9 protein-coding genes are annotated in these 15133 nt (G+C 71.7%); 5 read left to right on the forward strand and 4 right to left on the reverse strand.

Features of this window, described 5'->3' with window-relative positions; genetic code table 11:
• The first annotated feature begins 1 nt into the window (after position 1).
• Positions 2–1132 carry an N-acetylglucosamine-6-phosphate deacetylase gene (gene nagA, locus JX575_RS15270; protein ID WP_186340480.1) on the forward strand — a complete coding sequence of 377 codons (1131 nt, stop codon included), beginning with the start codon at positions 2–4 and terminating at the stop codon, positions 1130–1132.
• Positions 1133–1251: 119 nt separating this feature from the next.
• Here nagA and JX575_RS15275 read toward each other — a convergent pair whose 3' ends face one another.
• Genes JX575_RS15275 through JX575_RS15285 form a run of 3 tightly spaced genes read right to left on the reverse strand, consistent with a single transcriptional unit; the run spans position 1252 to position 4448 of the window.
• A complete protein-coding gene (locus JX575_RS15275) occupies positions 1252–2178 on the reverse strand; it encodes a carbohydrate ABC transporter permease (protein WP_186340479.1) in 927 nt (308 codons plus the stop codon).
• Positions 2175–3116 carry a sugar ABC transporter permease gene (locus JX575_RS15280; RefSeq protein ID WP_186340478.1) on the reverse strand — a complete coding sequence of 314 codons (942 nt, stop codon included), beginning with the start codon at positions 3114–3116 and terminating at the stop codon, positions 2175–2177. Before JX575_RS15280 ends, JX575_RS15275 begins: the two co-directional genes overlap by 4 nt.
• Positions 3117–3119: 3 nt before the next feature.
• Entirely contained in the window at positions 3120–4448 is a 1329-nt protein-coding gene (locus JX575_RS15285; protein WP_206054416.1) for an ABC transporter substrate-binding protein, read from the reverse strand.
• 168 nt (positions 4449–4616) lie between these two features.
• Here JX575_RS15285 and JX575_RS15290 point away from each other — a divergent pair, with 168 nt between their 5' ends.
• From JX575_RS15290 to JX575_RS15305, 4 genes are read left to right on the forward strand one after another with little or no spacing between them, the layout of a single operon-like run.
• Positions 4617–6641 carry a beta-galactosidase gene (locus JX575_RS15290; RefSeq protein ID WP_186340477.1) on the forward strand — a complete coding sequence of 675 codons (2025 nt, stop codon included), beginning with the start codon at positions 4617–4619 and terminating at the stop codon, positions 6639–6641.
• Positions 6641–7447 carry a DeoR/GlpR family DNA-binding transcription regulator gene (locus JX575_RS15295; RefSeq protein WP_186340476.1) on the forward strand — a complete coding sequence of 269 codons (807 nt, stop codon included), beginning with the start codon at positions 6641–6643 and terminating at the stop codon, positions 7445–7447. The genes JX575_RS15290 and JX575_RS15295 overlap by 1 nt, the downstream gene beginning before the upstream one ends.
• A complete protein-coding gene (locus JX575_RS15300) occupies positions 7444–9606 on the forward strand; it encodes an alpha-galactosidase (protein ID WP_186340475.1) in 2163 nt (720 codons plus the stop codon). The genes JX575_RS15295 and JX575_RS15300 overlap by 4 nt, the downstream gene beginning before the upstream one ends.
• A gap of 60 nt (positions 9607–9666) precedes the next feature.
• Positions 9667–10275, forward strand: coding sequence for a class I SAM-dependent methyltransferase (locus tag JX575_RS15305; protein ID WP_186340474.1), 609 nt, complete (start codon positions 9667–9669; stop codon positions 10273–10275).
• Between the two features lie 24 nt (positions 10276–10299).
• Here the strand turns inward: JX575_RS15305 and JX575_RS15310 are convergent, their stop codons facing one another.
• Positions 10300–15048, reverse strand: a complete 4749-nt coding sequence (locus JX575_RS15310) for a family 16 glycoside hydrolase (RefSeq protein ID WP_186340473.1) — start codon at positions 15046–15048, stop codon at positions 10300–10302.
• Positions 15049–15133 lie beyond the last annotated feature (85 nt).

A 15133-nucleotide genomic window follows, 5' to 3' on the forward strand; every position in this document is an offset into this window, starting at 1 on the left:
CGTGATCGTCAGCGCAGCCCAGGTGGTCACCCCGGCGCGGGTCCTCGCGCCGGGGTGGCTGCTCCTGGAGGGGGCGAGGATCGTCGAGGTGGGCGAGGGCCCGCCGCCCCGCTCCCCCGACGTCGCCCTCGGCGACGTCACCGTCGCGCCCGGCTTCGTGGACATCCACGTGCACGGCGGGGGCGGCGCGTCGTTCGACGCGGGCACGCCCGACGCCGCCGAGGTCGTCGCAGCCGCCCACCTCGCCCACGGCACCACCTCGATGGCCGCCAGCCTGGTCACCGACACCACCGACCGGATGGCGGCCGCCGTACGCGAGCTCGCCGGGCTGGTCGCGGCCGGCCACCTCGCGGGGATCCACCTCGAGGGCCCCTGGCTCAGCCCGCGACGCTCGGGCGCCCACCAGCCCGGTGCCCTCGCGCACCCCGACCCCGCCGCCGTCGAGGCGCTGCTGGCCGCCGGCGACGGAGCCGTCCGGATGGTCACCCTCGCCCCCGAGCTGCCCGGCGGGCTCGACGCCGTGCGCCGGCTGGACGCGGCGGGGGTGGTGGTCGCGATCGGGCACACCGACGCGACGTACGACCAGGCGCGCGCCGCGCTCGACGCGGGTGCACGTGTCGGCACGCACCTCTTCAACGCCATGCGAGCGCTCCACCACCGCGAGCCCGGGGCCGCCGGGGCGCTCCTCGACTCGACCGCCGCCGTCGAGCTGATCGCCGACGGGGTCCACCTGCACCCCGCCGTGCTGCGTGCCGCCTTCGCGGCGGCGCCCGGGCGCTGCATCCTCGTCACGGACGCGATGGCGGCGGCGGGGGCACCCGACGGCGACTACCGCCTCGGCCCGATGGACATCGAGGTGCGCGACGGCATCGCCCGGCTGGCCGACAGCACGGGCGACGGCGCGATCGCCGGCTCGACGCTCACCATGGACGCAGCGGTGCGGTTCGCCGTCCGGACCGCGGACCTGCCGCTGGTCGACGTCGTACGCGCGGCCAGCACCGTCCCGGCCGCCGCGTGGGGGCTCGACGACGTGGGCGCCCTCGCGCCCGGCCGCCGCGCCGACCTCGTGGTCCTCGACGCCGGGCTCGGGGTGGTCCGGGTGATGCGGTCCGGCGCCTGGGTGCGCCGCTGACCCGCTGACCCGTGCTGACGGTTCATCAAGGTATGCAGCCCAACCCGCACTTCCCTCGGCGAGCTCACCATGGGAGGTGCAGGTCCAGCGACATACCTTGATGAACCGTCGGAGGGTGGTCAGCCCTTGGTGGAACCCAGCGTCAGCCCGGACACGAACTGCTTCTGGAGCGCGAAGAAGACCACCAGCACCGGCAGGGCGACGATGATGGACCCCGCCGCGACCAGGTTGGTGTCGGTGAAGAACTGCCCGCGCAGGTTGTTGAGCGCCGACGTCACGGGCAGTTTGTCGCCCTGCTGGATGAGCACGGTCGCCCAGAAGAACTCGTTGTAGACCCAGGTGACCTGCAAGGTGGCCAGCGCGGCGAGCGCGGGACGGACGAGGGGCATCGTCAGCTGCCAGTACTGCCGCCACACGCTCGCCCCGTCGAGCTCGGCCGACTCGTAGATCTCGTGGGGCAGCGTCTTCATGTAGTTGCTCAGCACGAACGTGCAGAAGCCGAGCTGGAAGGCGGTGTTGACGAGGATGAGCGCCCAGAAGCTGTTGAGCATCGACTCCGAGTCGCTCATGAAGTAGGGCAGCGGGATCTCGCGGAACATTCGGAACACGGGGATGAGCAACGCCTGCGGCGGGAGCAGGTTGGCGGCGAGGAAGACGCCCAGCATCGCGAGGTTGAAACGATAGCTGAACCGGGCCAGCACGAAGGCCACCATCGACGAGAGCCACAACGTCAGGACCACCGCCGGGACGGTGATGAGGAGCGAGTTGCGCATGTGCCGCCCGAAGTTGCCCTGCTCCCACGCCTGCTCGTAGTTGCTGGTGGTCCACCCCCCGAAGGACAGGTAGCCGTTGGCCTGCGTGTACTCGTACTCCCGGAACGAGTTGATGAGCGCCCAGAGCAGCGGGAACAGCCACACGAGGGCCAGGACGGCGACGATGACCGTCGCCACGGCACCGCGGCGCTTGCTGAACACCCCACCCTCCGTGCGGGCCGGCACGGACCCGAGCGGGGTGGGCGCGGTGGCGACCGGGGTCTCGTAGGTCATCGGGAGCGCTCCTCGCGGAAGACGGTCCGCAGGTAGAGGGTGATGAACACCGAGGAGATGACCATCATGATCACCGCGAGCGCCGAGCCGAAGCCGTAGCGCGTCGCCTCGCCGACGACGTTCTGCGCGACGAGGGCGCCGATGACCTCCAGCCCGTTGCGGCCCTTGTTGATCACCCAGACGAGGTCGAAGGCGCGCAGCGACTCGATGACCACGATGACCACCACGACCAGGTTGATCGGACGCATGACCGGGAAGATGACGTGGAAGAAGGTCTTCACCTCGCCGGCGCCGTCGACCGCGGCCGCCTCACGCAGGCTGGCGTCGACTCCCTTCAGGCCCGCGAGGTAGATGAGCATGATGTAGCCGGTGTGTCGCCATGCGGTGGCGACCAGCACGGCCCACAGGTTGATGTCGGGGTCGCCGTACCAGTCGACCTGGCTGTTGAAGACCTGGTTGATCAGGCCCTGGTCGCGCGAGTAGAAGAGCTGCCAGATGAACCCGATCAGGGCCAGCGACAGCACCACGGGCATGTAGAACGCCGTCTGGTAGAACCGGCTTCCCTTCATCTCCCGGTCGAGGACCACCGCGAGCACCATGCCGAGGATCGTCGGGAAGACGAACAGGAAGCCCAGCCAGATCAGGTTGTGCCGGATCGCCGGCCAGAACGCGGGGTAGATAGTGAAGATGTCGTGGTAGTTCTGGACGCCGACCCACTCGATCGTGTCGAGATCGCCGAAGCCGTTCCACTTCCCGAAGGACAGCACGACCGACAGCAGGGCCGGCACCCACACCAGCAGCACGACGAGGAGCAGCGGGATCGTCACCATCACGATGACGGTCGCCCTGTCCGTGCCGCGGAGCTTCTTCTCCCGGCCCCGGGGTGGCGCCCCGGCCCCAGCCTGCGCCGGCGGCGGCGCCTCGTCGATGTGGGTCATGACTCAGCCGAAGATCGACGTGGCTTGCTCCTGGATGCTGGCCGTCACCCCGTCGATGTCGTCCGGGTCCTTCAGGAAGGCCTGGATCGAGGGGATCATCACCGTGTTGGCGAAGTCGGCGTTGGTGTCGCGGTCCATGAACTGCGCGATGTTGGCCGCGGCTCCCACAACCTCCGCGGACTTCTTCTGCAGGTCGCTGTAGGTCGAGGTGCTCGCGCCCTCGTTGGCAGCGATGAACGGCGCGTCAGCGTTGCTGTTGGCCGCGTCCGCGGCGGCGGCACTGCCAAGCCACTTCGCCATCGCCTTTCCGGCCTCCTGGTTCTTGCCGGCGGAGGCGACGCAGAAGCCGTCGATGGGGGCGTCGAGGGCATCCGAGCCGATCGAGGCGTCGAGCTCGGGGAAGGTGAAGAAGTCGAGGTCCTCGCCGTTCTCGCCGAGGGCGTCCACGACGAACGTGCCGAGGAGGTACATCCCGCACTCGCCCTTGCCCATGGCGGTGGCCGCCTCCTGCCAGGTCCTGCCGAGCGGGTCGGCCTGGTGGTAGGGCAGCAGCGTGCGCCAGGTCTCGAAGACCTGCTTGACCTCGTCACCGTCCCACGCCTCGTCACCGGCCATCAGGCTCATGTGGAAGTCGAAGCCGTTGAGCCGCATGTTGAGGATGTCGAAGGTCCCCATCGCGGGCCAGCCGTCCTTGTCGCCGAACGCGAACGGGGTGACGCCCTTGCCCTGCATGTCCTCCATGAGCGCCATGAAGTCGTCGTTGGTCTCCGGCGGTGCCCAGCCGTTCTTGTCGAAGACCGACTTCCGGTAGAAGACCGCCCACGGGTAGTACTGCACGGGGACGAAGTACTGCTTGCCGTCGGGTGCCGTCGCCGCCTGTTTGAACGAGTCGTTGAGCCCGTCGATGGGCCACTGGTCGCTGAGGTCGGTGATCAACCCGTTCTCGGCGAACTGCGCCATGCGGAACCCGGCGAACCAGGTGAAGACGTCGTCGGGGGTGCCCTGCAGGTAAGTGTTGATGCTCTCCTGGAACGTGTTGTGGTCGACCGCGTTGAGGCTGACCTTGGTGTCGGTCTCCTTGGTGTACGCCTCGGCCATGGCCGCGAGCCGGTCGTAGGCCGGGCCCACGCCCTCGGCCTCGTTGATGCCGAACTTGACCGTGGCACCCGAGCCGCTCGACGGCCCGGAGTCGTCGCCGCCACAGGCGGCGAGCGCACTGGCCCCACCGACCGCGAGGCCGCTGAGCGCCAGACCGCGCAGGATCGAGCGCCGGGTGGCGGTCATGGTGGCGACGGCGGAACGGGGTACGGCGCTGGACGGGGTGCGGGACACGACGGCCTCCTCGAGACAATACCCAACAAGGAGCCACAGCATGTGACGAGCGACACAGCACCGTCAACCCCGAAGTCCGTCCGATTCGGACCGCTTCGAACATTTCCGAACCGATATCCACCCCGACGGACGTTGACTTCGCCGCGTGAGCCTCGTCACAGTAGCCGCATGCCGACACCCCTGCCCCCACTCGCATTCGGCGGCGACTACAACCCCGAGCAGTGGCCCGTGGCCGCCCACGAGGAGGACCGCAGCCTGATGCGGGAGGCCGGGGTCGACCTGGTCACCCTCGGCGTGTTCTCGTGGGCCTGGCTGCAGCCGAGCCCCGACACGTGGGACTTCGCCTGGCTCGACGAGCAGATGGACGCGCTGCACGCCGCCGGGATCGCGGTGGACCTGGCGACGGCCACCGCGTCGCCCCCGCCGTGGCTGACGCACCGGCACCCCGAGATGCTCCCGGTGACCCACGACGGCCGGACCCTGTTCCCCGGCGGACGACAGGCCTTCTGCCCGAGCTCGCCCGTCTACCGCGAGCACGCAGTCGCCCTCTGCACGGCCCTGGCCGAGCGCTACCACGACCATCCGGCGCTGGCGCTGTGGCACGTCTCGAACGAGCTCGGCTGCCACAACGCCCGCTGCTACTGCGACGTCAGCGCGGCGGCGTTCCGCACGTGGCTGCGGCAGCGCTACGCCGACGACGTGGCCCGCCTCAACGACGCCTGGGGTACGGCGTTCTGGTCCCAGCGCTACGACGACTTCGAGCAGGTGCTGCCTCCGCGGCTGGCCCCGGCCCACGCCAACCCGACGCAACAGCTGGACTTCCTGCGCTTCTCCTCCGACCAGCTCCTCGACAACTTCGTCGTCGAGCGCGACGTGCTCCATCGCCTCTCCCCCGGCGTCCCGGTCACCACCAACTTCATGGTGATGCGTCAGACCATGGAGATGGACTACCTGCGGTGGGGCCGCGAGCTCGACGTCGTCTCCAACGACCACTACCTCATCGCCGCCGAGGAGGGCGGCCACCGCGAGCTGGCCTTCAGCGCCGACCTCACCCGGGGCACCGCGCACGGACGGCCGTGGCTGCTGATGGAGCACTCCACGAGCGCGGTCAACTGGCAGCCGCGCAACCGGGCCAAGCGACCGGGCGAGATGATCCGCAACAGCCTCGCCCACGTCGCGCACGGTGCCGACGCCGTGCTGTTCTTCCAGTGGCGGGCCTCGCGGGCGGGAGCGGAGAAGTTCCACTCCGGCCTGCTCCCGCACGCGGGCACCGACACCCGGCAGTGGCGGGAGGTCGTTGAGCTCTCGCGCGTCCTCGATGCGATCGAGGAGGCCGCCGGGAGCACCCCGCGCAACGAGACCGCGATCCTGTTCGACTACGAGGCGTGGTGGGGCTGCCAGCTGGACTCCCACCCCAGCGTCGACGTCAGCTACCGCGACCGGGCCGAGGACCTCCACCGGGCCCTGTCGGCGTACGGCGTGGGTGTCGACGTCGTCCACCCGAGCACCGACCTGTCGGGCTACCGCCTCGTGGTCGTGCCGACCCTCTACCTCGTCTCCGCCGAGCACGCCGCCGCGATCGCGGCCACCGCCGAGGCCGGCGCCACCGTGGTGATCACCTACTTCAGCGGCATCGTCGACGAGAACGACCACATCCGCCTGGGGGGCTACCCCGGCGCGTTCCGTGACCTGCTCGGCGTGCGTACGACCGAGTTCCTCCCCTTGCTGTCGGGCGAGACGGTGCAGGTGGAGGGTCTCGGGACCGGGACGGTCACCGCCGACACCTGGGCGGAGGACCTCGAGCTGGTCGGGGCCGAGGCCGTCGCCACCCACCTCGGCGGTCCAGCGGCCGGCCTGCCCGCGGTGACCCGGCGAGAGGTCGGCGCCGGCTCGGCCTGGTACGTCGCGACCCGCCTGGACGCCGACGGCACCGATCGCCTGGTCGAGCGGCTGGTCACCGAGACCGGGATCGAGCGCCTGCCCGGCGCCGGCCCGCTGGTCGAGGTGACCCGGCGCGTCGGCGACCACGCGCAGTGGCTGTTCGTGCTCAACCACGGCCCCGACCGGGCAGACGTCCCGGTGCACGGCGTCGAGCTGCTGACCGGCACACCGGTCGCGGGCAGCCTCGTGGTGCCCGCCGGAGGGGTCGCCGTCGTGCGGGAGGACACCACCGCACGGGAACGAGGCGCCTGATGCTGGCTGCGCAGCGCCGCGGACGCATACTCGCCGAGCTGAGCCGCGACGGGACGGTGCGCGTCACCGACCTCGTCGAGCTCCTCGGGGTCTCCGACATGACGGTCCGGCGCGACCTCGTCGCGCTGCACCGCGACGGCCTGCTGGAGAAGGTGCACGGCGGTGCCCTGGCGGTGGCCGAGCCCTCGTCGGCGGAGCCCGGGTTCGCCGCCAAGTCGGTGCAGCGCCGCAGCGAGAAGGAGGCCATCGCGGCCGCCGCGGCCGGCCTGGTCAACCCGGGGATGGCGATCGCCGTGTCGGCCGGCACCACCACGCACGTCCTCACCGATCACATCGCGCGCGTCCCCGACCTCACCGTCGTCACCAACTCGGTGTGGGTCGCCGACGTCCTGCACCGCACCGGAGAGGCGACCACGTCGGTGCTGCTCACCGGCGGCCTCCGCACACCCTCCGACGCCCTGGTCGGTCCCGTCGCGGTCTCCTCGCTGCGCAGCCTCCACGTCGACGCGTTCTTCATGGGGGTGCACGGCATGGACGTCCGGGCCGGCTTCAGCACGCCCAACCTGCTGGAGTCGGAGACCAACCGCGCCATGATCGAGCGCTCGCGCCGGCTCATCGTGCTCGCCGACTCCAGCAAGTGGGGCGTGGTGGGACTCAGCAGCATGGCGGCCCTGTCCGAGGCGGCCGTGCTCGTCACCGACTCCGGCCTCTCCGCCCACGCCAGCGCCGCCCTCGCCGACCACGTGGCGGAGGTCGTCGTCGTGGACCCAGCCGACCCCGACGACCTGGAAGCCGGCCACCGATGAGCGACGACTTCCCACCCACCGATCAGCCCGGCGACGGCCCGGTCCACCTCAGCCGTGGCGGCGTCAGCGTCGTGGTCGGCCGCGACGCCGGAGGCATTCCGGCCGTTCTGCACTGGGGCACCGCCCTGGGCGATCTCGACGCCGCCGCCCTGTCCGCGCTGGTGGCGGCCGGCGCGCCGGGCGTCCCGCGATCGTCGTACGACCTGCCGCGCCGCACCGGACTGGTGCCCGACGGCACGCGCGGCTTCTCCGGCACCCCCGGCCTGAGCGGGCACCGCGTCGGGGGCAGCGCGACGGCCGCCGCTCCGAGCCTGGTCGCCTGGGACGTGGGCCTCGCCGACGGGCGGCTCGTCTGCACCTCCACCGACGACGAGGCTGGGTGGTCGGTGACGGTCGACCTGGTCCTCGACGACGCCGGCCTGCTGCACGCCCGCACGAGCGTCACCAACACCGCCGACGGCGATCTCCACCTGGCGTCGGTGCTGACGTCCCTGCCCGTGCCGGCCCGCGCCGGCGAGCTCCTCGACCTCACCGGCCGCTGGTGCCGGGAACGCACGCCACAACGGCACCCCTGGGTCCAGGGCACGCACCGCCGCGACGGCCGTCGCGGGCGCACCGGGCACGACGCGACGCTGCTGATGGTCGCCGGCACACCCGGCTTCTCGTTCAGTCGCGGGGAGGTGTGGGCGGTGCACACGGCCTGGAGCGGCAACCACACGACGTACGCCGAGCGCACCCCCGAAGGCGAGTGCCTGCTCGGGGGCGGCGAGCTGCTCAGCCCCGGCGAGGTGGTCCTCGCGCCGAGTGAGACCTACCACTCCCCCCGCCTCCTCGCCTCGTGGTCCGGTGCCGGACTGGACCCGCTCAGCCACCGGCTCCACGCCCACCTCCGCGCCGTCACGCCGCGAGCCCGCGGCCAGCGGCCGGTCATCGCCAACACCTGGGAGGCGGTCTACTTCGACCAGTCGTTGGGCCGGCTCACCGAGCTGGCCGACGTGGCCGCGTCGGTCGGCGTCGAACGCTTCGTCCTCGACGACGGCTGGTTCCTCGGACGTCGCGACGACACCGCCGCGCTCGGGGACTGGAGCGTCGACCCGGCGGTGTGGCCCCACGGGCTCGGGCCGCTGGTCGAGCACGTCACCGGGGCGGGGATGGAGTTCGGTCTGTGGGTCGAGCCGGAGATGGTCAACCTCGACTCCCGAGTGGCCCAGGCCCACCCGGAGCGAGTGCTGCGCGGCCGCTCGACGCCACCGCCCGAGTGGCGCCACCAGCAGGTGCTCGACCTGCAGGACGACGCGGCCTACGCGGACCTCCGCGCCGCCCTCCTGGCCCTGCTCGACGAGCTTGACATCGCCTACCTCAAGTGGGACCACAACCGCGACCTCACCGACGCCACCCACGAGGGCCGTCCCGCCGTGCACGGACAGACCGTGGCGGCCTATCGGCTGCTCGACGAGCTGCGTGAGGCACATCCGGCCCTGGAGATCGAGTCCTGCTCGTCCGGCGGCGCCCGGGTCGACGCCGAGGTGCTGACGCGCGCCGACCGCATCTGGCCGAGCGACACCATCGACCCGCTCGAACGCCAGCACCTGCAGCGGTGGACCTCGCTCCTGGTGCCGCCGGAGCTGATGGGCTCACACGTGGGCGGGCCGACCTCGCACACCACCGGGCGTACGCACGCGCTGCGCTACCGGGCGGCCACCGCGCTCCTCCACTCCTTCGGTGTCGAGTGGGACCTCACCCGCGTGGACGACGCCGGGCTCGCCGAGCTCCGGTCCTGGATCTCGTTGCACAAGCAGGTCCGCCCGCTGATCGGCACCGGCACGCTCGTGCACCCCGACCACCCCGACCCGTCGGTGATGGTGACGGGCGTGGTCGCCGCCGATCGCTCGGAGGCGTGGTACGTCGTGGCCACCGTCGGCGCGACCGCCACCCAGCACCTCGCGCCGCTGCGGCCGACCGGCCTGGACCCTGCCCGCATCTACCGCCTCACCGAGCAGCTCCCGCCACCGCCCGGTGGGGCGGACCTCACCGACGCCTGGGCGCCCGATGGTGTCGAGCTGCCCGGCAGGGCGCTACAGGAGGCGGGGGTGGCGCTGCCGGTGCTGGGCCCGGAGGAGGCGCGGGTGCTGCGGGTGGCGACCACGGTCGCTCGCTGACCGGGTGCTTCACGTGGCGGCCGCAGAAGACGAGAGGCCCGACGGATCTACGCTGACCCCATGGACGCACAGGCGTGGGACGAGCGGTACGCGGCCAGCGAGCTGGTGTGGTCACGCGAGCCCAACCGGCTCGTGGCCGCCGAGCTCGCCGACCTGCCGCCCGGCACCGCGGTGGACCTCGGCGCCGGTGAGGGGCGCAACGCGATCTGGCTCGCGTCGCACGGCTGGTCGGCCACCGCGGTGGACTTCTCGCAGGTCGCCCTCGACAAGGGCGCCCGGCTGGCCGAGGGCCTCGACGTGACGTGGGTCTGCGCCGACGCCACCACCTGGCAGCCGCCCGCCCCGGTCGACCTGGTGGTCGTGGCCTACCTCCAGCTCCCGGCCGCCGACCGCCGCCGGGCGGTGCGCAACGCGGTCACCATGCTGCGGCCCGGCGGGACGTTCCTCCTCGTCGCCCACGACTCGACCAACCTCACCGAGGGGACCGGTGGGCCGCAGGACCCGGCGGTGCTGATGACGGCGGCCGACGTGGTCGACGACCTCTCCGGACTGGACGTCGAGGTGGTGCGCGCCGAGCGTGTCGACCGCGCGGTGACCACGGCGGAGGCCCACCGCGGGGAGGATCGCCGCACGGCGCGCGACTGCCTGGTGCGGGTGGTCAGGCGCTGATCCGCGCCCGACCACCCGGCACGCTCACCGCGTCAGGCGCACCTTCACGCGCTGCGTGGAGCCGTCCTCGTGCCGGACCACGAGCACGGCCTTCACCGTCGCCTTCTTGCCCAGGAGCGCACGCGCCCGCTGGGTGAGCCGGAGGGTGACGGTGCCCTTCTCCCGCGCGTCCAGGTCGAACGCGCCGGCGCCGAGGCGCGTGCCCGTCGCGCCGCGGGTGCGCAGCACGACCTTGCCCTCGCAGGGAGCCGACCCGCAGCTCAGCACCATCCTGGCCCGGCGACGGTCGCGCGTCGCGTCGACCTTGCCGCCCTTCTTCACCGCGACCACGGGATCGACCGAGGGCGGGACGACGGGCGGGACGACGGGCGGGGTCGGCCGTACCACCTCGAGCCGGGTGCTGCCGCGCCCGGCGTCGACCGCCAGGTCACCGGCGTAGGACGCCACCAGCTCGACGGTGCCCGCGGCCTGGAAGGGGCCGACCTCGATGGTCGCCTTCCCCTCCTTGAGCTGCGCGGGCGGCAGGTCGCTGCCGTTGACGGACAGCACCACCTCGCCGGTCGGGGCCTCCGGCGCGGCCGAGGTCACCGCGACCTCGACCCGCGCCTTCGCGCCGGTCTCGACCTGCGCGGGTGCCGTCACTGTCACCGTCGACGGCACGTTCTCCGGGTCGGCGAGCTCCTTGACCTGCACGTCGCGGTAGAAGACGTTCTCGCCGCCGCCGTGGTTCTGCAGCCCGAAGTAGCTGGGCCACGTCAGGCGGTTGTCCTCCGCCTCGGGGCTGGTGAAGTCGTTGACGAGCACGTCGTTGAGGTAGACGCGGATCCGCTTGCCCTCGACCCGGATCTCGTAGTGGTTCCACTCGTTGAGGCCCTTGAGCGCCGAGTCCCGCTGGGCGTTGGCGCCCTGGAACGTGTAGACGGCACCGGTCGTGCGGTCGGGCAGGTCGGAGGCGTCGATCTGGATCTCGTAGCCGTTGTCGACCGCGACCCAGGGGTCGTTGCCGGGATCGGGGAACCCGACGAACACGCCGCCGTTGTCGTCCTTGGTCAGCTTCCAGTCGAGCTGGAGGGAGTAGTCACCCTCCAGCGGCTCCGAGTGCCACAGCAGTCCCATCCCGCCGTTGGTCTTCAGCGAGCAGTCGGCCTCGCGGGTGAACAGCCCGGGACCGGCCATGTCCCAGTCCTGGAGGCTCTCGGCGGTGCCGTCGAAGAGCATCCGGTAGCCGGGGTCGGCCGTCGTGGGCGCGCAGGTGTCCGGCTCGACGACCGGGTCGCCGCTCACGCGGAACCAGTCGAACTCGCCGACCTGGCTGCCGGTGCCGTTGTAGGCGGCGACACCGATCTTCGGGTCGACCAGACCGGTCGAGGGGTAGCCCGAGCCCATCGACGTCCAGGTGGCGCCCTGGTCGGTCGACCACCGGCCCTGGACGGCGGAGCCGGTCGAGACCATCTGCAGCTGCAGGTCCTCGGGTGCGGTCCCGCCGGGGAGGTCGGCGTTGGCGTAGACCATCTCGCCGTTGATCCGGCGGCCCAGCTCGAGCACCCACGTGCCCTCGGGCTTCTCCATCGCCACGAGCTTGGCGTAGTTGCGGGCGTCGGTCCACGCGACCAGACCACCTTGGAGGTAGTCGTCGGTGCCGGTCATCGTGAACTGGGTCGTGGCCGCCCAGCTGCCCTCGGCGGGGGCGTCCTGCAGGATCACGTTCTTGGCGTCGACCGCGCCACTGGACAGGTCGCCGGACTGGGCGTTGATGCGCAGGTGCCCCTCGGTCACGGCGACGCCGCTCGAGGTCTTGTTGAGGACGGTGCTCCACCGGCAGGTGTCGAGGGTGTCGCCGTCGAACTCGTCGTCGGCACCGGGCGTCTCGCCCGGCGCGCAGGCCGAGCGGGCACCGAGGTCGAGGTAGTCGAGGTTGACGTTTCCGTTGTCGCCCGCGTCACGCTGGATGCGTACGACGTTGAGCCCGGCCTCGAGCTCGATCTGGTCCTCGATGCTGCCCCAGTCCTTCCACATGCCGGTGGGCGGCAGCGACAGCTTCTTGACGAAGACGTCGTCGACGTAGAGCGACATCGCCTTGGTCTGGTCGGGCTGCGGGTTGGGTCCGTTGGCGTAGCCGAGCTTGATCGCGTGGTAGCCGGCCCGCGTCGCGATCACGTCGAAGGTCACGGCCGTGCCGTCGTTCTCGAAGCCGCCGACGTAGCCCGTGCCGCTGTAGCCGGCGTGCTCGGTCTGGACGCGGTTGCCGTCACCGGTGATGGTGCCGTCCTCCGCCTCGACGCGGCCCCCGGTCGGGTCCACAACCTTCAGGTGGTCGAGGTTGACGTTGCCGTCGTCGCCCTGCTCGTAGGCGAGCTCGACGCGGGTGGCGCCGGCCGGGAGGGTCACCCGCGTGGTGAGGGTGCCCCAGGTCTTCCAGTCCGCGAACGGCGGCAGCGTGATCTGCTGGCGCTCCTCGCCGACGTAGAGGCTCATCTTCTTGGCCTGGTTGGGCTGCGGGTTGGGGCCGTTGGCGTAGCGGATCTGAAGGTCGTAGGCGCCGGCCCTCGGGGCGACCACCTCGACCGCGGTGCCCGAACCGACCGTCTGGATGCCGTCGACGAAGCCCGAGCCGGTGTAACCCGCGTGCTCCGTGGCGACCCCGGCGGTGCCGGACAGGTCGCCGTCCTCGAGCTCGTAGATGCCGTCCGGAGCGGGCTCCGGGTCCGGCGCGACGTAGCCGGGGTAGCTGTTGAGGGTGTACCAGGCCTCCGTGCTCCACAGCGTCTCGCCGGACGCCGAGTCGAAGGGGCGCGGCGAGCGCAGGTGCACGACGCGGTCGGGCTTCATGCCCTCGACCTGGAGGGTGACCGTGCGGCCGTCGTCGCTGGCCGTCGCGCTGGTGACGATGAGGCTCTCCTCGTCGAGCTTGGGGCCGCCGTACTGCGCCGTGGCGCGGTAGCGCCACTGCTCGAGCTGGTACTTCGACGCCAGGTCGGTCAGGGTCTGCGCCGACAGCGGCTCGGTGTAGGTGATCTCGAAGCCGCCCTCGACGACGTCCATCGACGCCATGTCGAAGGGCACGTCACCGCTCAGGTCGAGCTTCTGCAGGCCGTAGCGCAGCTTGCCGGTCTGGCCCCAGTTGCCGCCGGCGCCGAGGCCTCCGACGATGAGTGAGCCACCCGGGGCGGCGAGGACGCGGCTGACGCCGGCCTCGAGTCCCTGGGTCATCCGGAACAGCGCGCCCTGGTGGCGGCCGTCCACCTTCTCCAGGTCGGCGCGCTGCAGGCCGCCGTAGGTCACGTCGCCGATGAACATCTGGCCGGCGTAGGGGCCCTCCTCCACGACGATGGGGGTGCTCGGGGAGTTGGCGATCTCGTTCTGCGGCATCCACAGCACCGGCTTGGTCACCGGCTGGTCGTCGAAGCGACCCGGGCTGCCGTCCGGCTCGGTGGTGTAGTGGTTGTAGAACTCGCCCGGCTTGATCTCCAGCAGCTTGGACGCGGGCAGCCAGCCGCCCTGGTTGTCGGTCACGAAGATCTCGCCGTCGGCACCCCAGCCCATGCCGTGCGGGGTGCGGAGGCCACCGGCGACGACGTCGATCGCGCCGGTCTCCCTGTCGATGGTGATGTGGGTGCCGCGGTCGTGGGAGCCCTGGGGCACCGTGGTCGCGCCGCCGAGGTTGATCGACACCGACAGGTTCACGTGGAACTTGCCGTCGCGGTAGAGCATCCCGAAGCCGAACTCGTGGAAGTTGCCGTCGAACGGGTAGTCCGCGATCTCGTCCCGGGTCTGGAAGACGCCCTGGGGGTCCTCGCCGGTGAGCCTGACCAGGCCGGTCTTCTCCGAGACGTAGATCTCGCCGTCGACGACCGCGATGCCCTGCGGCTCCTTGAGCTCGCCGGCGATCCGGGTGCGGGTGACGTCGGCCGGGGAGGTCGCGTCCTCGACCCCCTCGAGGCGCCAGAGCTCGCCGAGCTCGACGTTGCCCTGGTCGTTGCCGTTGCCGCCCCACGTGAGGACGAGCAGGTCGTCGCCGTCCCACTCCAGGCCGGTGACCTGCGGCTCGAAGCCGGCGGGGCGCAGGTCGACGAGGTCGTAGGCGGGGTTGAGGCCGTCGAGCTGGAGCCCGTCGCCGGCGGAGTCGCTCTGGCCCTCGCAGTACTTGAAGCCGGGGGCCGTCACCCGCGTCACGTTGGCCTCGGTGCTGAGGGCGGAGGTGGGAACGACCGTGAAGCCCGGCTCGCCGGGCTTGCGCCACGACAGCGTCAGGCGCTCGCCGCCGCCGGCCTCGAAGTAGTCGATCCGCAGCGGGTGGGCCCCGGCGCCCAGGGTGATCGAGCCGTCCTTGGCCGTGTCGCCGTGCAGACCGTCGTGGTCGACGACGACCTGGTCGCCGATGGTGAGCCGCGAGCCGTCGTCGCTGACCAGCCGGAACTCGTAGGTCCCCGGCTCCTCGATGGAGAGGTTGGCCAGCACCTCGACGACGAAGTTGTCCTCGAGGCCCCCGAAGTCGGCCGGGCTCGCCCAGTCGACGACCGGCTCGAGCTGGTCGACGTTGGGGGTCTGCCCCGACTTGAGCGTGCACAGCTCGGAGATCGACTGGCCGAGCTGGAAGGCGCGCATGGTCACCCCCGCCTCGTCGCCCGGGGGCACCGCCGACGCGCTCGGCATCGCGGCCGTGAGGCCGGCCGCCACGGTGACGGCCAGGGCGCCGGCGCCCCAGCGGGAACGGCGACGTGAGCCGGTGCGGGCGGCGCGCGAGCGCGGGTGGAGCACGACGGACTTCGACACCGGGACCTCCTGGGAGCCCGACGGCACGACGCACGCCGGGAGAGCTGTGACGTGGCTCACCCTAGGGCGCATCCGACGCCTTGTG

The sequence above is a fragment of the Nocardioides sp. zg-1228 genome, from assembly GCF_017086465.1.
Taxonomy (GTDB): Bacteria; Actinomycetota; Actinomycetes; order Propionibacteriales; family Nocardioidaceae; genus Nocardioides.